At 71.8% G+C, this 22,780-nt stretch carries 19 protein-coding genes, 1 rRNA gene and 1 pseudogene; 14 read left to right on the forward strand and 7 right to left on the reverse strand.

The genetic code is table 11. The annotated features are described in order from the left end of the window. The first annotated feature begins 211 nt into the window (after positions 1-211). The 3 genes and pseudogenes from rrf to ABZ833_RS29235 all read left to right on the forward strand — a co-directional run bounded on the left by rrf (position 212) and on the right by ABZ833_RS29235 (position 2,619). A 5S ribosomal RNA gene (gene rrf, locus ABZ833_RS29225) occupies positions 212-328 on the forward strand. 176 nt (positions 329-504) lie between these two features. Beyond that, positions 505-1,281: pseudogene (locus ABZ833_RS29230) on the forward strand (hypothetical protein); the annotation flags it as partial. A 531-nt stretch (positions 1,282-1,812) separates the two neighbouring features. Then, positions 1,813-2,619 carry a hypothetical protein gene (locus ABZ833_RS29235; RefSeq protein WP_361052988.1) on the forward strand — a complete coding sequence of 269 codons (807 nt, stop codon included), beginning with the start codon at positions 1,813-1,815 and terminating at the stop codon, positions 2,617-2,619. Positions 2,620-2,689: 70 nt separating this feature from the next. Here ABZ833_RS29235 and ABZ833_RS29240 read toward each other — a convergent pair whose 3' ends face one another. Then, entirely contained in the window at positions 2,690-3,967 is a 1,278-nt protein-coding gene (locus tag ABZ833_RS29240; RefSeq protein ID WP_361052428.1) for a DUF1015 domain-containing protein, read from the reverse strand. Between the two features lie 72 nt (positions 3,968-4,039). Between ABZ833_RS29240 and ABZ833_RS29245 the strand changes: the two genes are divergently transcribed. After that, positions 4,040-5,068, forward strand: a complete 1,029-nt coding sequence (locus ABZ833_RS29245) for an HAD hydrolase-like protein (RefSeq protein WP_361052431.1) — start codon at positions 4,040-4,042, stop codon at positions 5,066-5,068. 97 nt (positions 5,069-5,165) lie between these two features. Here the strand turns inward: ABZ833_RS29245 and ABZ833_RS29250 are convergent, their stop codons facing one another. Genes ABZ833_RS29250 through ABZ833_RS29260 form a run of 3 tightly spaced genes read right to left on the reverse strand, consistent with a single transcriptional unit; the run spans position 5,166 to position 8,082 of the window. Further along, positions 5,166-5,999 carry a siderophore-interacting protein gene (locus ABZ833_RS29250; RefSeq protein ID WP_361052434.1) on the reverse strand — a complete coding sequence of 278 codons (834 nt, stop codon included), beginning with the start codon at positions 5,997-5,999 and terminating at the stop codon, positions 5,166-5,168. Next, entirely contained in the window at positions 5,999-7,042 is a 1,044-nt protein-coding gene (locus ABZ833_RS29255; protein ID WP_361052437.1) for an ABC transporter substrate-binding protein, read from the reverse strand. The genes ABZ833_RS29250 and ABZ833_RS29255 overlap by 1 nt, the downstream gene beginning before the upstream one ends. Further along, the gene (locus tag ABZ833_RS29260; protein ID WP_361052440.1) at positions 7,042-8,082 is read right to left on the reverse strand and encodes an ABC transporter substrate-binding protein; all 1,041 of its coding nucleotides are present in this window, start codon (positions 8,080-8,082) and stop codon (positions 7,042-7,044) included. The genes ABZ833_RS29255 and ABZ833_RS29260 overlap by 1 nt, the downstream gene beginning before the upstream one ends. A 53-nt stretch (positions 8,083-8,135) precedes the next feature. On the opposite strand from ABZ833_RS29260, the gene ABZ833_RS29265 reads away from it, so the two are divergent. The 3 genes from ABZ833_RS29265 to ABZ833_RS29275 are packed head-to-tail and all read left to right on the forward strand — an operon-like array spanning position 8,136 to position 11,112. Beyond that, a complete protein-coding gene (locus ABZ833_RS29265; RefSeq protein WP_249590778.1) occupies positions 8,136-9,179 on the forward strand; it encodes an iron chelate uptake ABC transporter family permease subunit in 1,044 nt (347 codons plus the stop codon). Then, complete coding sequence (locus ABZ833_RS29270) at positions 9,176-10,204, forward strand: iron chelate uptake ABC transporter family permease subunit (protein ID WP_249590779.1); 1,029 nt, start codon at positions 9,176-9,178, stop codon at positions 10,202-10,204. The genes ABZ833_RS29265 and ABZ833_RS29270 overlap by 4 nt, the downstream gene beginning before the upstream one ends. Further along, positions 10,201-11,112 (forward strand): ABC transporter ATP-binding protein, encoded by a 912-nt coding sequence (locus tag ABZ833_RS29275; protein ID WP_361052445.1) that lies wholly within the window; start codon positions 10,201-10,203, stop codon positions 11,110-11,112. Before ABZ833_RS29270 ends, ABZ833_RS29275 begins: the two co-directional genes overlap by 4 nt. Here ABZ833_RS29275 and ABZ833_RS29280 read toward each other — a convergent pair. Further along, the gene (locus ABZ833_RS29280) at positions 11,096-11,443 is read right to left on the reverse strand and encodes an SCP2 sterol-binding domain-containing protein (protein ID WP_361052448.1); all 348 of its coding nucleotides are present in this window, start codon (positions 11,441-11,443) and stop codon (positions 11,096-11,098) included. The genes ABZ833_RS29275 and ABZ833_RS29280 overlap by 17 nt on opposite strands. A 42-nt stretch (positions 11,444-11,485) precedes the next feature. On the opposite strand from ABZ833_RS29280, the gene ABZ833_RS29285 reads away from it, so the two are divergent. Genes ABZ833_RS29285 through ABZ833_RS29295 form a run of 3 tightly spaced genes read left to right on the forward strand, consistent with a single transcriptional unit; the run spans position 11,486 to position 13,558 of the window. Then, entirely contained in the window at positions 11,486-11,818 is a 333-nt protein-coding gene (locus ABZ833_RS29285; protein WP_361052451.1) for a hypothetical protein, read from the forward strand. A 7-nt stretch (positions 11,819-11,825) separates the two neighbouring features. Continuing rightward, positions 11,826-12,641: a TlyA family RNA methyltransferase gene (locus tag ABZ833_RS29290; RefSeq protein ID WP_344528876.1), complete on the forward strand. Its 816-nt coding sequence runs from the start codon at positions 11,826-11,828 to the stop codon at positions 12,639-12,641. Then, the gene (locus tag ABZ833_RS29295) at positions 12,638-13,558 is read left to right on the forward strand and encodes an NAD kinase (protein WP_249590784.1); all 921 of its coding nucleotides are present in this window, start codon (positions 12,638-12,640) and stop codon (positions 13,556-13,558) included. Before ABZ833_RS29290 ends, ABZ833_RS29295 begins: the two co-directional genes overlap by 4 nt. 171 nt (positions 13,559-13,729) lie before the next feature. Here ABZ833_RS29295 and ABZ833_RS29300 read toward each other — a convergent pair whose 3' ends face one another. Continuing rightward, a complete protein-coding gene (locus tag ABZ833_RS29300; protein ID WP_361052455.1) occupies positions 13,730-15,079 on the reverse strand; it encodes an FtsX-like permease family protein in 1,350 nt (449 codons plus the stop codon). 244 nt (positions 15,080-15,323) lie between these two features. On the opposite strand from ABZ833_RS29300, the gene recN reads away from it, so the two are divergent. The 3 genes from recN to ABZ833_RS29315 all read left to right on the forward strand — a co-directional run bounded on the left by recN (position 15,324) and on the right by ABZ833_RS29315 (position 19,437). After that, the gene (gene recN / locus ABZ833_RS29305) at positions 15,324-17,051 is read left to right on the forward strand and encodes a DNA repair protein RecN (RefSeq protein ID WP_361052991.1); all 1,728 of its coding nucleotides are present in this window, start codon (positions 15,324-15,326) and stop codon (positions 17,049-17,051) included. Between the two features lie 147 nt (positions 17,052-17,198). Continuing rightward, positions 17,199-17,975, forward strand: a complete 777-nt coding sequence (locus ABZ833_RS29310; protein ID WP_361052458.1) for a hypothetical protein — start codon at positions 17,199-17,201, stop codon at positions 17,973-17,975. Positions 17,976-18,294: 319 nt separating this feature from the next. Continuing rightward, entirely contained in the window at positions 18,295-19,437 is a 1,143-nt protein-coding gene (locus tag ABZ833_RS29315; RefSeq protein WP_361052461.1) for a glycosyltransferase family 4 protein, read from the forward strand. A gap of 15 nt (positions 19,438-19,452) precedes the next feature. On the opposite strand, the gene ABZ833_RS29320 is transcribed toward ABZ833_RS29315, so the two are convergent. Continuing rightward, entirely contained in the window at positions 19,453-21,090 is a 1,638-nt protein-coding gene (locus ABZ833_RS29320) for a PucR family transcriptional regulator (RefSeq protein ID WP_361052464.1), read from the reverse strand. Between the two features lie 159 nt (positions 21,091-21,249). Between ABZ833_RS29320 and ABZ833_RS29325 the strand changes: the two genes are divergently transcribed. Next, positions 21,250-22,773 (forward strand): APC family permease, encoded by a 1,524-nt coding sequence (locus tag ABZ833_RS29325; protein WP_361052466.1) that lies wholly within the window; start codon positions 21,250-21,252, stop codon positions 22,771-22,773. Positions 22,774-22,780: the final 7 nt, after the last annotated feature.

The raw sequence follows: 22,780 nt of genomic DNA on the forward strand, positions 1-22,780 counted from the left end.
GTTGATAGGCCAGATCTGGAAGCCCGGCAACGGGTGGAGGTGACTGGTACTAATAGGCCGAGGGCTTGTCCTCAGTTGCTCGCGTCCACTGTGTTAGTTCTGAAACAACGAACAGTTGTGTCGGCTGAACAGCTACACCACTTAATTGAAGAGTGTGCTTGTTCGCTGCCCTGTTTGAGATCCCGCTTTGCGGCGGGATATTTCATAGGGTTTCGGTGGTCATAGCGTGAGGGAAACGCCCGGTTACATTCCGAACCCGGAAGCTAAGCCTCAAAGCGCCGATGGTACTGCAGGGGGGACCCTGTGGGAGAGTAGGACGCCGCCGAACAATCTTTGGAGGACCCCTGGTCCCAGCGTCCACGCTGGGACCAGGGGTCCTTTTTGTTTTGTCGAAGCGCGCCGGCTACCCGGCTGCGCAAGAATGACTGCGGTACCGAAGACTAGGAGTCACCGATGTCCACCAACTCTCCCGACGAGCGACCGGAGCGCGAGCAGCGCGGCCGGGACGGTGGCGACCGGGGCGGATACCGTGGCGGCGCACCGCGCCGTGACGACCGCAGCGGTGGTGGGCGGCCTCCGTTCCGCCGCGACGACCGCCCCACCTCCGGTGGCCCCCGCCGCGACGACCGTGACCGGGGCGCTCCCCGTCGTGACGACCGCGGCGGTGACCGTGGTGGGTTCCGTCGTGACGACAACCGTGGTGGTGGCGGCGACCGCGGCGGGTTCCGCCGCGACGACAACCGCGGGGGCGGCGACCGTCCCGGGTTCCGTCGTGATGACCGCTCGACCTCTGGTGCTCCGCGTCGTGATGACCGTGGTGGCGGCGACCGTCCCCCGTTCCGCCGTGACGACCGCTCGACTTCCGGTGCTCCGCGCCGCGACGACCGGGGCGGTGACCGTGGTGGCTTCCGTCGTGACGACAACCGTGGTGGCGGTGGCGACCGCGGCGGTTTCCGTGGGCGCGATGACCGTGATGGCGGGCGTCCTCCGTTCCGTCGTGACGACCGCTCGACCTCTGGTGCTCCGCGTCGTGACGACCGTGGCGGCGGCGACCGTCCCCCGTTCCGCCGTGACGACCGCTCGACTTCCGGTGCCCCTCGCCGCGACGACCGCAGCGGTGGCGGCGACCGTCTCCCGTTCCGTCGTGACGATCGCCGGGATGACCGGCGTGACGACCGCGGCGGTGACCGCGGTGGCTTCCGTCGCGACGACAACCGTGGTGGTGGCGGCGACCGCGGCGGGTTCCGCCGCGACGGGGATCGTCCCGGGTTCAAGCGCGATGACCGGCGTGATGACAACCGTGGTGGCGGTGACCGCGGTGGTTTCCGTCGCGATGACCGTGGCGGCGACCGCGGTGCCGATCGCGGTGGTGACCGTGGCGGCTTCCGTCGTGACGACCGCCGGGATGACCGGCCCCGTGGTGGCGACCGTCCCGCTTTCCAGCGCGATGACCGGCGTGACGACAACCGTGGTGGCGGTGACCGCGGTGGTTTCCGTCGTGACGACCGCTCGACTTCCGGTGCTCCGCGCCGTGACGACCGTGGCGGTGACCGCGGTGGTTTCCGTCGCGATGACCGTGGCAGCGACCGCGGTGCCGATCGCGGTGGTGACCGTGGCGGCTTCCGCCGTGATGACAACCGTGGTGGCGGCGGTGGCGGCTTCCGTGGGCGCGACGACCGTGGGCCGCGTCGTGACGACAGCCGTGGTGGGCGTCCCGGCGGTGGCGGCTTCCGAGGGCGCGATGACCGGCGTGACGGCGACCGCGGTGGGTACCGCGGGCGTGACGACCGTGACCGCGAGCCCATCAAGCGGCTGCCGATCCCCGATGACGTCACGGGTCACGAGATCGACAAGGACGTACAGCAGGAGCTGCAGAGCCTTCCCAAGGGGCTCGCTGAGGACGTCGCCAGGAACCTGGTGATGGTCGCCAACCTCATCGACGACGACCCCGAGCAGGCCTACGCCTACTCGCGGATCGCGCTGCGGCTCGCCTCGCGCGTCGCCGCCGTACGAGAGGCCGCGGGCTTCGCCGCCTACGCGGTGCAGAAGTACAGCGAGGCGCTCGCCGAGTTCCGGGCGGCCCGTCGGATGACCGGCAGCGTCGAGCTCTGGCCCGTCATGGCGGACTGCGAGCGCGGTCTTGGCCGGCCCGAGAAGGCGCTGGACATGGCCGGTGCGCCCGAGGTGCAGAAGCTGGACAAGCCGGGGCAGGTCGAGATGCGTCTCGTCGCCGCCGGTGCGCGGCGTGACCTGGGGCAGATCGATGCCGCCATCGTCACCCTGCAGGGTCCCGAGCTGGGGTCGAACTCCGTCCAGCCGTGGACCGCGCGGCTGCGCTACGCCTACGCCGACGCGCTGCTCGCGGCCGGCCGCGAGGACGAGTCGCGCGAATGGTTCGCGAAGGTCATCGAGTCCGACAAGGACGGCAGCACCGACGCGTCGGACCGCCTTGCCGAGCTGGACGGTGTCGAGTTCGTCGACGTCATGGAGGGCGACGAGCCGGCGCCGGTGGCGGAGCCCGTGGTCACCGACGACGTCACTCCCGTCCAGGAGGACGACGACGAGGACGATGACGTCGACGACGAAGCAGACGACGAAGCAGACGATGACAAGGTCTGAGCGCTGACCTAGTCGCAGACGATGGGCGGGACCCCACCAGGGGTCCCGCCCATCGTCGTATCCGGATGCTTCAGAAGTCGAGGCTGCGCAGGACCAGGCCCGATGCCGGCTTGGGGCCGAAGGACGTGGACTTGCGGGGCATCGTGACGCCCTGGCGGGCCAGGTCGCGTACGACTTCTTCGCGGACCGGGTGCATCAGGACGGCCGTACCGCCGTCGCGTTCCGCCTTCTCCACGGTCGCGGCGGTGTCGTGGATGTACGCGATGTGCTCCGGGGCGTCCGGGATCTTCCAGATGTGGTCGAGGAGCGTGGAGTGCAGGACCGTCGCGTCCAGCGTGCGCCAGGCCTCAGGCGGGTCGGCGGGGATCGTACGGGCGAGGAGGTCCGGGGACGGGCGGTCGATGAGGTGGAAGCCTCCGTCACCCGCCAGGAGGAAGGCGTTGCTTTCGGTCGCGGCCTCGGCCAGGGCTTCGAGAGCGCTCGGCAGAGGGCCTTCGACGGTGCGTATGCGGAAGGAGCCCGCGAGGGCCGCGAGGGCGTCGGGGACCGGGAGCCGGTGCAGGTAGCGGTGGATGGCGCGGACCCGGAGCGGGTAGCGCGCGGTGTCCACCAGGAGGACCAGGCCGCGGTCCCACGGGCTGGGCGACGGGTGTTCGGAGCGCAGCCGGAGATTGGTCGCCCAGCGGTGGTGCCCGTCCGCGATCAGGGCCTGGTGGTGGGAGAGATCTGACTGGATCTCGGCGAGATCGGCGGGGTCGGTGACCGCCCACAGGCGGTGGCTGAAGCCGTCCTCCGTGGTGGTCGACAAGAGAGGCTTGTTCAGCACGGTGCGCTCGACGACGGCCGTCGCGCCCGTGGCGTCGCCGTTCGAGCGGTATGTCAGGAGCAGCGGTTCGAGGTTGGCGTTCGTCGCGCGCATCAGGCCCGCGCGGTCCTCCACGACGTGGGGCATGACGCCTTCGTGGGGCAGGACGATGCCGTCATCCGCCTCGGAGAGGCTCAGGGCGCCGATGACGCCGCGCTGAAGGATGTCGGTGTCGCGCTGTTCGTAGACGTAGAGGCGGGGCTCCGGGTCGGGCGCGAGGATGCCCTGGGAGAGCCAGGCGTGCAGGGTCTCGGCTGCCTGTTCGTTGCGGGCCGCCGGTGTGGTGGCCTGGGGGAGGATCAGCCGGACGATGTTGTGCGGGTCGGCGGACTCCAGGTGGAGCAGGCCGTCGGGCCGTACGACCACGTCGTACGGCGGGGATGTCACGGCGGCTAGGCTGCCGACCCGCTCGGGGACGTAGCGAATGCCTCGGAACGGGATCAGATCGAGGCCTTGGTCGTCGGTATGACCCGCTGTGTTCATTGCTGCATCGTATGTGTGTCAGTGGCATGAGCGATGATCGGGGGAGTGGGATCGATCGAGGAGCGATGCGTAATGAGCCAGACCGTCAGGACGCGGCCCGAGGGCAGTCGGAATGTGCTGAGCGAGGCATATGACACGGCGCTGCTCGACCTGGACGGGGTGGTGTACGCGGGAGGGCACGCGATCGCGCACGCCGTCGAGTCGCTCGGGACGGCCAGGGCGGGCGGCATGCATCTCGCGTACGTGACGAACAACGCGCTGCGTACGCCGGACGCGGTGGCGGAGCATCTGACGGAGCTCGGCATTCCGACCGGGGCCGCGGACGTCATCACGTCCGCGCAGGCCGCGGCGCGCCTGGTGAGCGAGCAAGTCCCCGCGGGGGCGCGGGTGCTGGTGATCGGCGGCGAAGGGCTGCGGGTCGCCTTGCGGGAGCGCGGCCTCGAGCCGGTGGATTCGGCGGACGACGGGCCGGTGGCGGTCGCGCAGGGGTATGGCGGGCCCGACATGGCGTGGGGGCGCTTCGCCGAGGCCTGTTACGCGATCGCGCGTGGCGTGCCGTGGTTCGCGTCCAACACGGACCTGACGATTCCCAGCGCGCGGGGCATCGCGCCGGGCAATGGCGCGGCGGTCGAGGTCGTACGCATCGCGACGGGCGCGGAGCCGCAGGTGGCGGGCAAGCCGCTGCCTCCGATGCACCGCGAGACGATCCTGCGGACGGGCGCCGAGCGGCCGTTGGTCGTGGGGGACCGGCTCGACACGGACATCGAGGGCGCGTTCAACGGCGAGGTGGACTCGCTGCTCGTCCTGACCGGGGTCACGGACGGCGCCCAGCTGCTCGCGGCCCCGCCCGAGCATCGGCCGACGTACGTGGACGCGGACCTGCGCGGCATGCTGACCGGCCAGCCCGAAGTGACCTCTGCGGAGGGCGGCTTCGGCTGCGGCGGGTGGACGGCGTCGGCGCGGGGGCAGGAGCTGGTGCTCGACGGCGAGGGCGACGCGATGGACGGGCTGCGTGCGCTGTGCGCGGCGGCGTGGACGGAGGCGGGGGACGGCGTGTGCACGCTGGACGGGGAGAAGGCGTTGGCACGGCTGGGGGTGTAGCTCCCCGGGCCGCCTGCCGCCTGCCGCCAGCCGCCCGCCTCATGGCGAAGCCCCGGCCGGTGCGCGGGCGGGGCTTCGTCGTGGGAGAGGTGGTCAGTCAGGCCGTCTCGTTGCGGTCGATCAGCTCGTCGGTGGTGGTGCCCTTGCGCCAGTAGCCGGAGAACGAGATGCGCTTGCGGTCGAAGCCGCGGTCGCTCACCAGGTGGCGGCGTACGGTCTTGACCGTCGCGGACTCGCCCGTGACCCAGGCGTACGGGGTGCCCGGTGGCAGCTCCGCGGCCCGGATCGCCGACGGCGTCCCGCCCTCTTCCGTGAGCCAGGTGATCTCGGCGTCGGCCTTCGTCGGCAGTTCCTGCTTGTCCGCCAGGTCGTGGACCTCGATCCAGACGCGGGTCGGCGTGGCCGGCGGAAGCGTCTCGAGGATGGCCGCCACCGCCGGGAGCGCCGACTCGTCGGCGGTCAGGAGGACCCAGTCGGTGTCCTGCGGCGGCCTGAAGTCGTACGCGCCGTTCTCGTCCTCGATCGGCGCGAGCACGCCGATCCGGGCGCCGGGCCGTGCGGACCGCGCCCAGCTGGTGGCCGGGCCGTCGGAGGGTGAGGGAGCCGTGCCGTGGACCGCGAAGTCGACGATCAACTCGTCGGGGTCGCGGCGCAGTTCACGTGTGGTGTAGGTGCGCATGATGCCCCGGACGTCGGGGTCGAGGGCGAGCCAGTCGGTGTACCAGCTTGCCGCGTCCCCGCCCGATGTGTCCGGCATGACGGGGGCGTCCTGCCCCGGCTGCGGCAGGAACACCTTGATGCGCTGGTCGCGGCCCGCCGAGCCCATCCGTGCCAGGCCGTCGCCGCCGAACGCCACACGGATCATGGCGGGGGTGACGTACTCGGTGCGCAGCACGTGGACATCGAAGAAGTGGTACGGGGATGCAGTCATCAGGTGAGCCTCTTCGATTTCTCGATGGCGGTGGCGAGTTGTTCGAGCACGGGGGCGTAACCGGCGTAGCTGTAGCGCTCCTCCATCGACCAGGGCACGGTCTGGCCGGCCTTGACGGCGGGGAGCAGCTCCCAAGTGGGTTTCTTCGCCAGTTCCTTGGGCGGCAGCGCGCTGGACCGGTTGTCCATCATGATGAGATCGGCGTGGTATTTGTCGGCGTTCTCCCAGCTCAGGAACTCCCAGAAGCCCCACTCGTCGACCTTCTTGCCCTCGACGAACTCGATGCCGAGGTCCTTGAAGTAGTTGAGGTCGCAGTAGGAGTCCGGTACGGCGACGTAGAACTGGTCGGCGTCGCCGGTCATCGCGAGGACCTTCAGGCCGGGGTTGGCCTTCGCTGCCTTGCGCAGCCGGCGCTCGGCCTTGTCGAAGCGGGCCTTGGCCGCGCGCACCTTCTCCGATTCGAGGTCGCCGCCGAGCGCCTCGGCGAGCTCGGTGTAGCGCTTGAGCGGTTCGAGCAGGGAGACGCGGGCGCCCTTGATGCCGATGGTGGGCGCGAGCGCCTCGATCTTCTTGGTGCTGTCCGCGGGCACGAACCAGAGGGCGGGCGGCGGGAACATGTTGCTGATCAGGAGGTCGGGCTTGAGGCCCGCGTACTTCTCGATGTTGAACTGGTTGAAGGATTCGCCCAGGCTCGTCAGTTTGTCGACATCGAGATCGCCCGCCTGGGGGTTGGGCTTGCCGTCCACTGGCTTGGAGGGGCCGAAGGTTCCGGTGCAGGTGACGCCGTAGTCGTGCAGGGCGGCCGCCGTGCTGATGTAGGCGACGATGTTCTTCGGGGTGTGGTTCACCTTCGCGGTCTTGCCGCGGTCGTCCTTGAAGCTCCAGGGCTTGGAGCCCGCGCTCTTCCCGGACTTCTTGTCGCTCCCGCAGGCGGTGAGCAGGGCGCCGAGGCCGAGTGCCCCGCCCGAGGTGAGCAGGCCGCGGCGGGACATGCCGGTGCGGGAGGTGCCTCTGGGGGCGACGGGGCGGTGGGTGGTGGACATCAGGCTGCCGCCTTCTTCGACTTGTCGACGGCTGCCGCGAGCTGCTCGATGTGCGGTGCGTAGCCGGCGTGACTGAACTGGGCTTCGTTGGACCAGGAGATGACCTGGCCTGCCCTGACCGCGGGGAGTTTCGCCCAGGTCGGCTTGGACTTCTTGAGCTCGGCGGGCTGGAGGTTGCCGGTCCGTTTGTCGACGAGGATCAGATCGGCCTCGTACGTGTCGGCGTTCTCCCAGCCGAGCTCCTGGAAGAAGCCGCCCTCGGCTGTCTTCTTCGGGGTGACGAACTCGACGCCCAGGCCGCCGTAGTGGCGCAGGTCGGTGAAGTCGGCGGGGTCGCCCACGTAGAGCATGTCGGCCTGCGCCGAGACCGCCATGACCTTGAGGCCGCCGCGGGCCCTGGCCGCCTTGGCGGACGTGCGCAGGGTCTCGGACGCCGCTTCGAAGCGCTTCTTCGCGGCGGTGACCTTCTCCGCCCTGAGGTCGGCGCCGAGTGATTCGGCGAGTTCGGCGAAGCGGCCGATCACCTTCGTCAGGGAGGACTTGCCGGTGAGGATGCCGACGCCGGGAGCGAGCGAGGTGATCTTCTTGGCCGAGTCGTCGGGGACGTACCAGAGCCTCGGTGACTCGTTCATCGTGCTGACGAGCAGCTCGGGGCGGAGCTTCGCGTACCTCTCGATGCTGAACTCGCCCCAGGCGTTGCCGAGGATCGTCACCTTGTCGACATCGACGCCACCGGCCTGGACGTCGGGTTCGCCGTTCTTCAGCTTCGTCGGGCCGAAGACGCCGGTGCACGCGACGCCGAAGTCGTGCAGGGCTGCGGCCGCGCCGATGTAGGCGACGATCCGGCGCGGAGTCCTGGCCGCCTTCGCGGTGGTGCCGCGGTCGTCCTTGAAGCTCCAGCCCGTGCCGCCGGCTGACGGTTTTGCGCCGTCGCCGCCCCCGCCGCATGCTGTCAGGAGTCCGCCGATTCCGAGGGCGCCGCCCACGCCGAGCACACCACGGCGTGTCAGAGCGGGAGGTATCGGACGCCGGGCGCGCATAGGTGGTGCTTCTCTCGTCGAAGTCAAGTGCGAGGGTAGGCTAACCTAACCTGGTGTTGGTCGACAGTCCCCCCGAAGCCAGCGCGGAGAGTGCCCCCGCGCCACCCAACCGCCGCGCGATACGCAGCGCCGGGCTCCTCGTCTCGGTCTGTGTGCTGCTGCTCGTCGTCGTGGCGAGCATCGCGGTCGGTGCCAAACAGATGTCCCTCGACCAGGTCTGGCACGGTCTGTTCCAGGACACCGGGACGTACGGCGATGTCGTCGTCGGAGAGCGGCTGTCGCGGACGCTGCTCGGCGTGCTCGTCGGTGTGGCCCTCGGCCTCGCCGGAGCCGTCCTGCAGGCGCTGACGCGCAATCCGCTGGCCGACCCGGGCCTGCTCGGCATCAACCTCGGCGCTTCGGCCGCGGTCGTCACCGCCATCAGTTTCTTCGGCGTCACCTCGCTGAGCGGCTATGTGTGGTTCGCCTTCGCGGGAGCGGCAGTGGTCGGCGCCGCCGTCTACGCCCTCGGCGGGACCCGCAACGCGACGCCCGTACGGCTCGCGCTCGCCGGAACCGCCCTGAGCGCCGCGCTCTACGGCTATCTGCAGGCCGTGATGATCACCGACAACGCCGCGCTCAACAAGATGCGCTTCTGGACGGTCGGCTCCCTGGCATCGGCCAAGACCGAGACCATCCTGCAGGTCCTGCCCTTCCTGGTGGTCGGCATCGTGCTGGCCCTCGGCCTCGCCCGGCCGCTCAACGCCATGGCCATGGGCGACGACACCGCCCGCGCGCTCGGCGCCCATCTGAACCGCACCCGCGCCCTGTCCATGGCCGCTGCGACCCTGCTCTGCGGGGCCGCGACCGCGGCCTGCGGGCCCATCATGTTCGTCGGCCTGATGGTGCCGCACGTCGTGCGCTCCTTCACCGGGCCCGACATGCGCTGGATCCTGCCGTACGCGGCGATCCTCTCGCCGGTCCTTCTGCTCGGCGCCGACGTCATCGGGCGCGTCGTCGCGCGCCCCGCCGAGCTGCAGGTCGGCATCATCACCGCGTTGATCGGCGCTCCGGTCTTCATCTTTCTCGTACGACGGCGGAGGCTGGCTCAGCTGTGAAGGCGATACGCACCCGGGGCGGACTCAGCTTCCGTCTCGACGTCCGCACGGCCGTGGTCGTCGCCGTGCTCATCGTGGCCGCGCTCGCTGCGAGCGTCGTCCTGATCGGCACCGGCGACTTCTACATCCCCACGGCCGACGTCATCCGCACCCTGCTCGGCAACGGAGACGCCGGGCAGGAGTTCATCATTAACGACCTGCGGCTTCCGCGGGTCCTCGTCGGCCTCCTGGTGGGTGCCGCGCTCGGGCTCGGCGGCGCGATCTTCCAGTCCATCTCGCGCAATCCGCTGGGCAGTCCGGACATCCTCGGCCTCGGGCAGGGGTCCACCGCGGGCGCGCTCATCATGATCGTCCTCTTCCAGGGCACCGCTGTGCAGGTCGCCGGGGGTGCGCTCGTGGGCGGTCTGGTGACCGGCTTCGCGATCTACGTGCTCGCCTGGAAGCGGGGCGTGCACGGCTTCCGGTTCGTCCTCGTCGGCATCGGCGTCTCCGCGTTCGTCACCGCGATCAACGGCTATCTGCTCACCAAGGCGGACCTCGTCGACGCCGCGCGGGCCGTCGTCTGGATGACCGGCTCCCTCAACGGCCGGGACTGGGACCAGGTCTGGCCGCTGCTCGTCCTGTGCGCGATCCTCGTGCCGCTCGTCATGACGTACGCCCGTCCGCTGCGGATGCTGGAGATGGGCGACGACGTCGGCTACGCGCTCGGGGTGCCCGTGGAGCGCACCCGCATCGTCCTGATGGGCTCGGCGGTGCTGCTCACCGCGGCCGCGACCGCCGCGGCGGGCCCCGTCGCCTTCGTCGCGCTCACCGCGCCGCAGCTGGCCAAGCGGCTCACCCGCTCGCCGGGACCCAACCTCATGCCCGCGATGTTCATGGGCGCCACCCTGCTGATCGTCGCGGACTGGGCATCCCAGCGGGCCTTCGGCGCCGACCAGCTGCCCGTCGGCGTGGTCACGGGCGTGCTCGGCGGCATCTATCTGCTGTGGCTCCTCGTCATCGAGCGCAAGGCGGGGCGGATATGAAGACGCGGACGGCCACGAACACGAATACCTCTGAGAGCACCGACAGGCAGGAGCGTGCCGCAGTGAACCGGCTCATCGCGGACGACGTGACACTGGGCTACGACCAGCGCGTCATCGCGGAGAAGTTGTCCGTCGAGATCCCCGACAACTCCTTCACGGTGATCGTCGGCCCGAACGCCTGCGGCAAGTCCACCCTGCTGCGCGCCCTGTCCCGGATGCTCAAGCCCTCCGCCGGCCGTGTCCTGCTCGACGGCAACGTCATCCAGTCGATGCCCGCGAAGAAGGTGGCGCGCACGCTCGGCCTGCTCCCGCAGTCGTCGATCGCGCCCGACGGGATCACGGTGGGCGACCTGGTGGCGCGCGGACGCTATCCGCACCAGGGCCTCCTTCGGCAGTGGTCGCCGGAGGACGAGCGGATCGTGGGCGAGTCCATGGCGTCGACCGGTGTCGCCGAGCTGGCCGATCGCTATGTCGACGAACTCTCGGGCGGCCAGCGCCAGCGCGTGTGGATCGCGATGGCGCTCGCCCAGCAGACTCCGCTGCTGCTCCTGGACGAGCCGACGACGTACCTCGACATCCAGCACCAGATAGACGTGCTCGACCTCTGCGCCGACCTGCACGAGGAGCAGGGCCGCACGCTCGTCGCCGTCCTGCACGACCTCAACCACGCGGCCCGGTACGCCACCCACCTCATCGCCCTGCGCGAGGGCGAGGTCGTGGCCGAGGGCGCCCCGTCCGACATCGTCACGACGGAGCTGGTGCGGGACACCTTCGGGATGGACTGCCAGATCATCGACGACCCGGAGTCGGGGACGCCGCTCGTGGTGCCCGCGGCGCGCCGGGGACGGAAGAAGTCCGTGACCGGGGCCGGGGCCGTGGCCGACGCGGGGGCTAAAGCAGCGACCTGAGGCGGAGCATGTCGCGCAGGCCCGCCTCCAGCTTGACCCGGCCGGAGGCCCAGGCCTTCGCGAAGTTCAGCTCGCCGTCCACCATCGCCACCAGGTCGTCGCCGGACATGGTGAGGCGGATCTCGGCCTTCTCGCGAGGGGGGCCGGGATTCGTGTCGAGCACCGTGATCCGGCCGTTCTCGAGGCGGCCCGTGAAGGTCACGTCAAGATCGGTGATGCGGCAGCTGAGCGAGCGGTTGAGCGCGGCCGCGCTGCGCACGCCGCCCTCGGCGCCCGCCAGGTTGTCCGAGAGTGTGTCGAGCGCCGTGCGGCACTCTTCGATCGTCGCCATCGTGATCGACGGTACCGCAGCGCTTCGAGGTAGCGTCTGGGCATGAGCGACTCGATGCCGGGCCCCGAGCCTGAGCCGGTGGAGCCCGAGGCCGCCGCCGAGGTGCGGGCCGAGACGTACGACCCCGTGGGACCCGCCCCTCTCGGGGTGGAGCGTGTGCCGACCGGCGACGCGGAGGTCGACGGCCTGCTCACGCGTCTCGGCGACGCCGACCACCTCGCCACGGACGGCCACATCGAGGTGTACGAGGATGTACACCGGGGACTGCGTGACGCGCTGACCGCGCTCGACGCACGCCCCGGGCCGCCGGCGCCCTCACCCATGGGGACGCCCGCGGCTTCGTCCCAGCACTCACCCCCGTACAACAGGAGCTGAACAGAACGTGGCAGGAGTGGCACGCCGCCGCCTCGACGCCGAGCTGGTCCGGCGCAAGCTGGCGCGCTCGCGCGAGCACGCCAGCCAGCTGATCGCCGCAGGGCGGGTGACCGTCGACAAGAACACCGCGACGAAGCCCGCGACGCAGGTGGAGACCGCCGCAGCCATCGTGGTCGCGACCGACGACAGCGATCCCGACTACGTCTCGCGCGGCGGCCACAAGCTGGCGGGCGCGTTCGCCGCGTTCGTGCCGCAGGGCCTGGTCGTCGAGGGGCGGCGCGCGCTCGACGCGGGCGCGTCCACCGGCGGCTTCACCGACGTGCTGCTGCGCGCCGGTGCCTCGGGCGTCGTCGCCGTGGACGTCGGGTACGGCCAGCTCGCCTGGTCGCTCCAGAGCGACGACCGGGTCACCGTCAAGGACCGCACGAACGTACGGGAGTTGACGCTTGAGGCCATCGACGGGACCCCCGTCGATCTGGTCGTCGGCGACCTCTCGTTCATCCCGCTCGGCCTGGTGCTTCCCGCCCTCGTGCGGTGCGCCGCCCCGGACGCCGACCTGGTCCTGATGGTCAAGCCGCAGTTCGAGGTCGGCAAGGAGCGCCTGGGCAGCGGCGGTGTGGTGCGCAGCGCGGAGCTGCGGGCCGACGCCGTACGCGGTGTGGCGAGGCAGGCGTGGGGGCTCGGGCTCGGTGTGCGTGGCGTGACCGCGAGCCCGCTGCCCGGACCTTCCGGAAATGTCGAGTACTTTCTGTGGCTGCGTGCCGGGGCGCCCGAACTCGACCCGGCGGACGTAGACCGTGCCGTGGCGGAGGGGCCCCGTTGACTGACACCCGAGAGACCCAGACCCGAGCTCGTACCGTTTTCCTGCTCGCGCACACCGGACGGCCTGCCGCCATCCGCAGTGCCGAACTCGTCGTCCAGGGGCTGCTGCGCAGCGGCATCGGCGTACGGGTCCTGGAGGCGGAGGCGGCCGATCTGCCGCTGCCGCCCGAGGTCGGCACCGTGAAGGAGGCCACCCCGCAGTGCCTCGACGGCTGTGAACTGCTCGTCGTGCTCGGCGGCGACGGCACCCTGCTGCGCGGCGCCGAGTTCGCCCGCGCCTCCGGGGTGCCGATGCTCGGCGTGAACCTGGGGCGCGTCGGTTTCCTCGCCGAGGCCGAGCGCGACGACCTCGACAAGGTCGTCGACCGGGTGGTGACGAAGGCGTACGAGGTCGAGGAGCGGATGACCATCGACGTCGTCGTGCACAGCAACGGCGATGTCGTGCACCGCGACTGGGCGCTGAACGAAGCCGCCGTGCAGAAGATGTCGGCCGAGCGGATGCTGGAAGTCGTCCTGGAGATCGACGGACGTCCGGTCACCGGCTTCGGCTGCGACGGCATCGTGTGCGCGACGCCGACCGGCTCCACCGCGTACGCCTTCTCCGCGGGCGGGCCCGTGGTGTGGCCGGAGGTGGAGGCGCTCCTGATGGTGCCGATCAGCGCCCATGCCCTGTTCGCCAAGCCCCTGGTGACCTCGCCGGACTCGGTGCTCGCCGTCGAGGTCCAGCAGCACACGCCGCACGGGGTCCTTTGGTGCGACGGACGGCGGACCGTGGAACTGCCGCCGGGGGCCCGGGTCGAGGTGCGCAGGGGCGGGGTGCCGGTGCGGCTCGCACGGCTGCACCACGCGTCGTTCACCGACCGGCTCGTGGCGAAGTTCGCCCTGCCGGTGTCGGGGTGGCGCGGGGCTCCGCACTAGCGCTCCGCTGGGGGTGCGGTGCTGGCCTGCGGGCCGGTGGGGGTGCGGTCGTCACCTGCGGGCCCGGTGGGGGCTGGGCGCGCCCGCGTGGCGGAGCCGCACATGTGACAGCCCCGCGCCCCTTACGGGGCCCGCCTCCCCGCGCCCCTTACGTGGACCGCCTCGCCGCCGTCACGTGGAGCAGACCACTGAGATGGCCCGCTTCCGCATGACCGCGCGTACCGGAAGGCCCGTCGCCAGCAGGGTGAGCAGCAGCGTGCCCGCCGCTATCCCCGTCGGCACGCCCCACGGCAGGTGGGGGAGTGACGAGCCGAAGGCCGTGCTCAGGATGGGCGCCAGTGTGCCGAGCGCGATCGCGGTGCCGAGCAGCAGCGCGGTGCCCGCGACGACCACCGCCTCCCAGGCGGCCATCGCTCGCACCTGCGCGCGCTGGCTGCCGACCACGCGCAGCAGGGCGACGTCGCGGCGGCGCTCGAAGGAGATCATGGCGAGGGTGTTCGCCGCGGCGATCGCGGCGAAGCCCGCGTACAGCCCCGTGCCCACGTAGTCGAGCCAGACCTCGCCCGTGCTGCCCGCCGAGCCCGTGTGGTGCTGCGCCGTGGTGTGCATGCCGATCTTGGTCAGGCCGAAGCCCACGACCAGGACGAGCGGCACGACCGCGGCGGAGAAACGGCGGGGCTGCGAGCGGACGTTGAGCATCGCCAGGCGCGCGCCGGCGCCGAACCGGCCCACCAGCGCGGAGACCACCCAGGCCGCGGGCCCGATGATCCGCGGGCCGAGCAGCCCCGCGCCGACGCAGAAGAGGATCAGGACGAGGAACGCCCCCTCGCTCGCCTCGTCCGCGGGCTGCTTCGAGAGGAGCACCGAGACCACGCAGGCTCCCGCGACCGCGATGAGGCCGAGCGGCGCCCGGAGCATGCCGAGCCCCCGCCGTCCGGTCGCGGCCTCGCTCAGGGCGCGGGCCGGGCGAAGGAGCGAGAACCGCAGCGCCGAGAGGACCGCGGCGAGCGTCGTCGTCACCACGGCCACGCCCAGGCACACCGGCAGGGCGACCCAGCCGAACCGGAACTCCGCCTCGGCGGGGAGCAGTCCGTGCGAGACCATGCCCGCGTGCCACCAGCGCGCGGCGAAGCCACCGATGACGAAGCCCGCGAGCGCCGCCGGGATCGACGCGGCGAGGGCCTGGGCGGCCACCGCGCGGCGGACCTGGCGGGGCTTGGCACCGATGGAGCGCACCATGGCCAGCTCGCGGTGCTGCTGCGTGACGGCCGTGCCCATGGTCGACGCGACCACGAATATCGACATGTAGACCGAACCGATCAGAAGGACGACGGCCATGTCGCCGACGCCGTTCTCGGTGATCTGTCTGCGGGCCCGCGCGGAGAGCCCGTCGGTGCCCGTCGTGCCGAGCATCATCGTCGATGCGCTCACGACGGTCGCCGCGAAGAGCGCGGCCACCGCCGTGCCCACGAATGCCGGGCGATGCGCCCGCAGCGCCGCCTGTGCCAGTCCCGTTCCCATACCGATCATGGTGGGACGCTGGGGCCCCCATGCACCAGGAGGCTGTCAGGAAGATCGTGGTGGGGTAATCCCCCCCCAGGATCTTCACCGGGATCTTCACCGGGACCTTCACCCCCTGCGGGTGACAGCGTCCGTTCGGTCCGCCTTTGCCACCTGCGTCTTCGTGGAAGGAAGGTGGAAGGAGACCAGGGGCCGTCGCACACCTGGCCCATGACCTCGTAAGGTCGTGTCCGTGTTGGAGGAGATGCGGATACGGTCGCTCGGAGTCATCGACGACGCAGTGGTCGAGCTGTCGCCGGGGTTCACCGCCGTGACCGGCGAGACCGGTGCGGGCAAGACGATGGTGGTCACCAGCCTTGGCCTGCTGCTCGGCGGACGCGCGGATCCCGCTTTGGTGCGGATCGGCGCCAAGGCGGCGGTGGTGGAAGGGCGGATCACTGTGCCCGCGGGCGCCTCGGCCGCCGTGCGTGCGGAGGAGGCCGGGGCCGAACTCGACGACGGGGCGCTGCTGATCAGCCGTACCGTCTCGGCGGAGGGGAGATCCCGCGCGCATCTGGGCGGGCGGTCGGTCCCGGTGGGTCTGCTGTCCGAGCTCGCCGACGACCTCGTCGCGGTGCACGGCCAGACGGACCAGCAGGGGCTGCTCAAGCCGGCCAGGCAGCGCGGGGCGCTCGACCGGTACGCGGGCGACGCGGTCACCGTGCCGCTGACCAAGTACACGGCGGCGTACCGCAGGCTGCGGGCCGTGACGACCGAGGTCGACGAGATCACCACGCGTGCGCGTGAACGGGCCCAGGAGGCCGATCTCCTGCGCTTCGGCCTCGACGAGGTCGCGGGCGTCGAGCCGCGCGCGGGCGAAGACACCGAACTGGCCGCAGAGGCCGAGCGGCTCGGCCACGCGGAGGCCCTCGCCTCCGCCGCCACGTCCGCGCACGCCGCGCTCGCGGCCAACCCCGAGGACCCGGAGGGCGTCGACGCCACGACGCTGGTCGCGGGCGCCCACAGGGCCCTTGAAGCGGTGCGTTCGCACGACCCCGCCCTGGCCGCCCTCGCCGAGCGGATCGGCGAGATCGGGATCCTGCTCGGCGATGTGGCGGGTGAGCTCGCGGGGTACGCGGACGACCTCGACGCCGATCCCCTGCGCCTCGCGGCGGTGGAGGAGCGGCGGGCCGCGCTCACCCAGCTGACCCGGAAGTACGGCTCCGACATCGACACCGTGCTCGCCTGGGCCGAGGAGGGGGCCGCGCGGCTCACCGAACTCGAGGGTGACGACGACCGTCTTGAGGAGCTGACCGCCGAGCGGGACGCGCTCCGGGCCGAACTGGCCGGACTCGCGCAGGCGTTGACCGACGCGCGTCAGGAGGCGGCGTCGCGGTTCGCGGCGGCCGTCACCGAAGAGCTTGCTTCGCTCGCGATGCCGCACGCGCGCGTGACGATCGACATCACCGCCACGGAGGTGCCGGAGGGCGGGGACGGCGTGCCGGTCGACGGACGCCTCGTCGCGTACGGTCCGGCGGGTGTCGACGAGGTGGAACTCCTCCTGGCCCCGCATCCGGGCGCCCCGCCGAGGCCGATCGCCAAGGGCGCGTCCGGCGGTGAGCTGTCGCGCGTGATGCTCGCCGTCGAGGTCGTCTTCGCGGGCACGGATCCCGTTCCGACGTACCTCTTCGACGAGGTCGACGCGGGCGTCGGCGGCAAGGCCGCGGTCGAGATCGGCCGCAGGCTCGCCAGGCTCGCGAAGTCCGCGCAGGTCGTGGTCGTGACGCACCTGCCCCAGGTGGCGGCGTTCGCCGACCGGCAGCTGCTGGTGGAGAAGACGAATGACGGGTCCGTGACGCGGTCCGGGGTTCTCGTGCTCGAAGGCGAGGACCGGGTGCGGGAGTTGTCCCGGATGCTGGCCGGGCAGGAGGACTCGGAGACCGCCCGGGCCCATGCGGAGGAGTTGCTGGCCACGGCGCGGGGGGACGGGTAGCGGTAGCCGGCCGGGCCTCAGGCGGGCCGGTGCTCGCCGTCGATCACCGGCTTCGCCGAGAGTTCGTCCTCAAACGCCGGACGGGCTGAGAGGGGGACCGTGCGGGTCGTGAGTGAGCCCTTGCGGGCCGAAAGTAGGCTGGTCCGCATGGTCGACCGCAAGCCCGCCCGGCGCCTCACCGCCCTCCTCGCCGCAGCCGCCGGCACCCGTGCGGCCACCGCCGCGTTGCGTTCACGTGCCCCCGGCGGACCCGACCGCTGGCAGCGGAAGAACTACGCCGGGCGGACAGTGGAGTTGCACGCCGGGCCCGCTGCCGCCCTCGGCGCGGTGGCCGGAGCGGTGGCGCTGCCTGCCCGGTCCCGCGCCGCCGCCGCGCTCGCCGTCCTCGCCGCCGGGGCGTGCGGGGCGTACGACGACGTGGCGGGCGAAGGCGACCCGCGCCGGGGCTTTCGCGCGCACCTGGGCGCTCTGCGGGGCGGTGAAGTGACCAGTGGAGCCGTGAAGTTGTTCGGGATCTCGGCGGCCGGTCTCGCCGCCGGTGCGCTGCTCAAGGAGCGGCCCGTGGACAAGCTCCTCGCGGGCGTCGTGATCGCGGGCACCGCGCACTTCGTCAACCTCGTGGACGTACGCCCGGGGAGGGCCGCCGGAGCGGTGGTGGCGCTGGGAGCACCGGGGCTGCTGCGCACAGGCACCGCCGGAGTCCTCTCCGCCGCCTCCGTGGGAGCCGCGGCGGCCGTGCTCCCGGAGGACCTCGGGGAGCGCGCCATGATCGGCGACGCGGGAGCGCACGCCCTGGGCGCGGCGCTCGGCGCGGCCATCGCCGCGGGCAACGGCCGCGCGGGGCTCGCCGTCCACGCGGCGGGTCTGGTGGCAGCCGCCGCGTACGGCGAGAGGGTAAGCGCCGTCGCCGGGGCCCGGGGCTAGCGTCTCGGTCGCCGGGAAAATCCGCCCGGGAATGTCGTCCGGAAGCGCTGTCCGGAAGCGCCGCCCCGCGGAGGAGACCACGGCCAGGCCACGCCGAGCCTCCTGAAAGCCTTCCGCCCGGCACGCCCCCGCTGCGAAGATGCGGGGGCCGCAGGTCGTCCGCGGTGCTGAAACCCCGTTGTCCTCACCCGTGTGGGTGATCCGGGTCAGGGAGTTGCCCGCCCCGACACGGAAGAGACCTTTCGGCGGTGCCGGAACGTCCGTACGGACTGGCATCCTTGGCGCAGCCCCCCGACGCCGACCCAGGAGCCCCGGCTACGTGAGCCACGTGAGCAGCCACTCACCGCACGGTCAGACCTCTCTGCACACCGTGCAAGTCCTGGGCGGTGGCAGCGCGGGCAGCAGCGCCCACGTCAGGTCGCTCGCCGCGGGCCTCGCGGCGCGGGGCGTGCGGGTCACGGTGTGCGCCCCCTCCGAGGCGGCCACCGCCTACGACCTGACGGGCACCGGCGCCCGGCACGTCCACGTACCCCGCAGCAGCGACCCCGCATCCGTCGCCTCCCTCCGCACGGCCTGCGCCGACGCCGACCTCGTGCACGCGCACGGACTGCATGCCGCGCTCCGCGCGGCCCTCGCGCTCACCGGCCGCCGCATCCCCCTCGTCGTCACCTGGCACACCCGCGCGCACGCGGAAGGGGCGCGCGCCCGCGTCCTGCACCTCCTGGAGCGGCGCGTCGCCAAGGCCGCCGCCGTGGTCCTCGGCACCTCGTCCGACCTCGTCGACCGCGCCCGCAGCAGGGGCGCGCGGGACGCACGCCTCGCCCCCGTCACGCTCCCCGCGCCGCGCGTGGCGGCCGGCGGGGCCGAGGAGGCCGAAGGGCTGCGGCACAAGGCCCTCGCCGAACTCGGCGCCGTCGGGCGGCCGCTGATCGTCACGGTGGGCACGCTCGAACGGCAGCGGGGCCACGACGTCCTCCTGGACGCAGCGCGCGCGTGGCGGCACCTCGACCCCCTGCCGCTCCTCGTCATCGCCGGTGAAGGGCCCGAGCGCGGCGCCCTGCAGCGCCGTATCGAGGGCGAAGGCCTTCCGGTCCGGCTCGTCGGGCGGCGCGACGACGTGCCCGACATGCTCGCTGCGGCCGACCTCGTGGTGCTGCCCACCAGCTGGGAGTCCCGTTCCGTGCTCGCCCAGGAGGCCCTGCACGCGCGCGTGCCGCTCGTCGCGACCGCCGTCGGCGGCATCCCCGAACTGGTCGGCGACGCGGCCGCGCTCGTCCCGTACGGCGACGCCGAGGCCCTGGCCACCGCCGTCGCACGCCTCCTCGCCGACCCCGTGCTCAGGGAGCGCCTCAAGGACAAGGGAACGGCCCAGGCGGCGACATGGCCGACCGAGGACGAGACGGTCACCCAAGTCCTCAGCGTCTACGACGAGTTGACGCAGCCCCTCGCCATGTATTCCTGAGGCCCGCGGCCCTGCCTACGCCACATGCCTGCGTGCCCGCAGCGCCAGACTCAGCGCGAGCACCGTCTGCGGGTCGTCCAGGTCCGTGCCGAGGAGTTCGCTGATCCTGGCGAGGCGGTTGTAGAGGGTCTGGCGGTTCAGGTGCAGTTCGCGCGCCGTCTCCGCCTTGCGCCCCGCATGGGCCAGGTACGTCTGGAGGGTCGGAAGCAGCGGCGGCTTCGAGCGCTGGTCGTGGGTGCGCAGGGGGCCGATCGCGCGGTCCACGAACGCCGCGAGCGCCGAGTCGTCGTAGTTGTGCAGGCGCCACAGGAGCAGATCGATGTCCAGGCGCCGCGCGTCGTACCAGGGGCGGTCGATGAGGCCCTGTGCGGCCGTCGCCGTCTCCGCCGCGTGCCTCAGGCCCGCCGAAGCGGCGGCCCAGCCGCCCGCGACACCGACCACCACGACCGGCGGCAGCGCCCCGGCCCGCTGCATGCCCGCCCGCTCCACGCCCGCCCGCAGCGCGGCGGCGACCCGGTCGGCCACCGCGGTGCGTTCGGATTCCGTACGCAGGCCCAGGAGCAGCGGGACACGCCCTTCGACAGGACGGACGCCGAGCAGCACCGGCACCCCCACCGCCGCGAGCTCCTCCGCCACCGCCCGCGCGAGCACGGCCCAGCCGCCGCCGGGCGGCAGCCCGTCCGCGAGGCGCATCACGACCGGGAGCAGCGGGCTCTCGCCGGGCTTGAAGCCGAGGACCCGCGCCTGGGCGGGCGCGTCGTCGGCCTGGATCCGCCCCTCGGCCAGGTCGGTCAGGAAGTCACCCCGGCCGCGCGCGGCGAGCTCCTCCTCCTGCCGGGCCTGCATCAGGACCACCGCGAGCGAGCCCGCGGCCCGCTCCGCCGCGATCCGGTGCACCGGAAGCAGCGTGGACTCCACGGCGAGCAGCACGAGCCGGGCACGCACGAAGCTCGACCCCGGCCCTCCGCCCGGCACGTCCACGAGCAGCGCGCCCGCGGGCGGCCCGTCCTTGTGGTGGCCCCGCAGCCCCTCCCACACCTGGAGGGGATCGGCACACTCGGTGCCCGCCCCGGCGGCGTACAGAAGCTGTCCGTCCGGCGTCTCCAGAAACACCGGGTTGCCGCTGAAGTCCGCGAGGACATTGAGGACTTGGGGCACGCCGCCCCCGCCGAGCAGCGCCTCCGTGCAGCGCCGGTGGACCTCCTCGGCCCGCTGGAGCAGTGCGTAGTGGCCGTTGACGATCTCGGTGTGGACCTCCTCCGTGACCGTCACGAAGGGCACCTCGCGGTGCAGCTGCACCAGCGGAAGGCCCGCCGCGCGCGCCGTCTCCACGATCGCCGCGGGGAGCCGCGTGAAGCGCGGGCCGAGCTCCACGACGAGCGCCGCGATACCGCGCTCGGCCAGCTTGCGCACGAAGACGCGCTGCTCGGCGGGGCGTGCGCCAAGGCCGAGGCCCGTGGTCAGGAGCAGCTCGCCGCCCTTGAGGAGCGAGGCGATGTTCGGCACCTCGCCCGCGTGCACCCACCGCACCGTGCGCTGCAGCCGGTCCGCCCCCGCGACCACCTCGGGGAGCCCGCCGCGAAGACCCGGAAGTTCCAGGGCCCGCTGCACGGTGATGCCGCCCTGAGTGCCCTGCGTGCCCTGACTGTCCATGTGGCGGACGCTACCTGCGCATTCGTTCCGGGAACATCTCCGACCGGTCACGGGAATGATCTGGTCCGCTCAAACCCCGACAACTCGTCGCCCCGGGACGTCAATTGCGCGACCTCCTGTCGGTTGTGGCGTACGTCACTCCACGGCAGGGTGCCGGCCATGCCAGAGCACACGTCCGAGCAATCCACTCCGCCCGAGGTCCACCGCCTCAAGGCGAACTCCGTCGGCCTCGTCGGCGTCGTCTTCATGGCGGTCGCCACCGCGGCGCCCATCACAGCCATGACCGGCAATCTCCCCATCGCCGTCGGCGCGGGCAACGGCACCGGAGCGCCCGCCGGCTATCTCTTCGCCACACTCGTCCTGACCGTCTTCTCGGTCGGATACGTCGCCATGGCCAAGCGGATCACCGCCGCGGGCGCCTTCTACGGCTACATCTCGCACGGCCTCGGCCGCATCGCGGGCATGGCGTCCGGGATGCTCGCCGTCCTCGCCTACGTCGTCTTCGAGGCGTCCATCGTCGGTGTCTTCGCCTACTTCGCGAAGACCACCGTCCACGATCAGCTCGGCGCCGACCTGCCGTGGATCCTCTACGCGGGCGCGATGCTCGCCGTCACCGTCGTCCTGTCGTACTTCGACATCAACCTCACCGCGAAGGCGCTCGGCGTGATGCTGATCGCCGAGATCGCGGTCCTCTTCGCCGTCGCCACCGCCGTACTGATCCACGGCGGCGGCCCCGACGGCATCCCCCTCGAACCGGTCAACCCCAAGAACGCCTTCACCGGCACCTCGGCAGGCCTCGGCCTCTTCTTCGCCTTCTGGTCGTGGGTCGGCTTCGAGTCCACCGCCATGTACGGCGAGGAGTCCCGCAACCCCAAGAAGGTCATCCCGCGCGCGACCCTCGTCTCGGTCGTCGGTGTCGGCCTGTTCTACATCTACGTCTCCTGGATGACGATCGCGGGCAACGGCCTGGCCGGTTCGGTGAAGGTCTCGCAGTCCACGAGCCCGCTCGACCTGTTCTTCGACCCGGCCCACACCTTCATCGGCGCGTGGGCGGTCGACACCTTCCAATGGCTCCTGATCACCGGCTCGTTCGCCTGCGGCATGGCCTTCCACCAGTGCGCCTCGCGCTATCTGTACGCGATAGGCCGCGAGGGATTCCTGCACCGGGGCCTGGGCCGTACGCACCCCACGCACGGCTCCCCGTACATCGCCTCCTACGTCCAGTCCGCGATCGCCGTCGCGCTGGTCGCCGCCTTCTGGCTCACCGGCCAGGACCCGTACATCCACCTGTACACGCTGCTCGCGATCCTCGGCACGATGGCGATCCTCATCGTCCAGACGCTCTGCTCGTTCGCCGTCATCGGCTACTTCCGCAAGAACCATCCCGAGGACCGGCACTGGTTCACGACCCTGGTCGCCCCGCTGCTCGGCGGCATCGGCATGATCGCCGTCGTCGTGCTGCTCGTGATCAACATGGACACGGCGGCGGGCACGGCGGCGGACTCCCTCTTCTTCAAGGCCATCCCGTGGATCGTCGGCCTCGTCTTCTTCGGGGGTCTTGGCCTCGGCCTGTATCTGAGGGCGAGGCGTCCCGCCCGCTACGAGATCATCGGCCGGATCGTCCTGGAGGACGCGGCCGAACGCACGGACGGCGACGGGGAACCCGTCGCCGTCCGGACCTGAAGGGCCT

The sequence above is a fragment of the Streptomyces sp. NPDC047525 genome, assembly GCF_040643025.1.
In the GTDB taxonomy this organism is placed as follows: Bacteria; Actinomycetota; Actinomycetes; order Streptomycetales; family Streptomycetaceae; genus Streptomyces; species Streptomyces durmitorensis.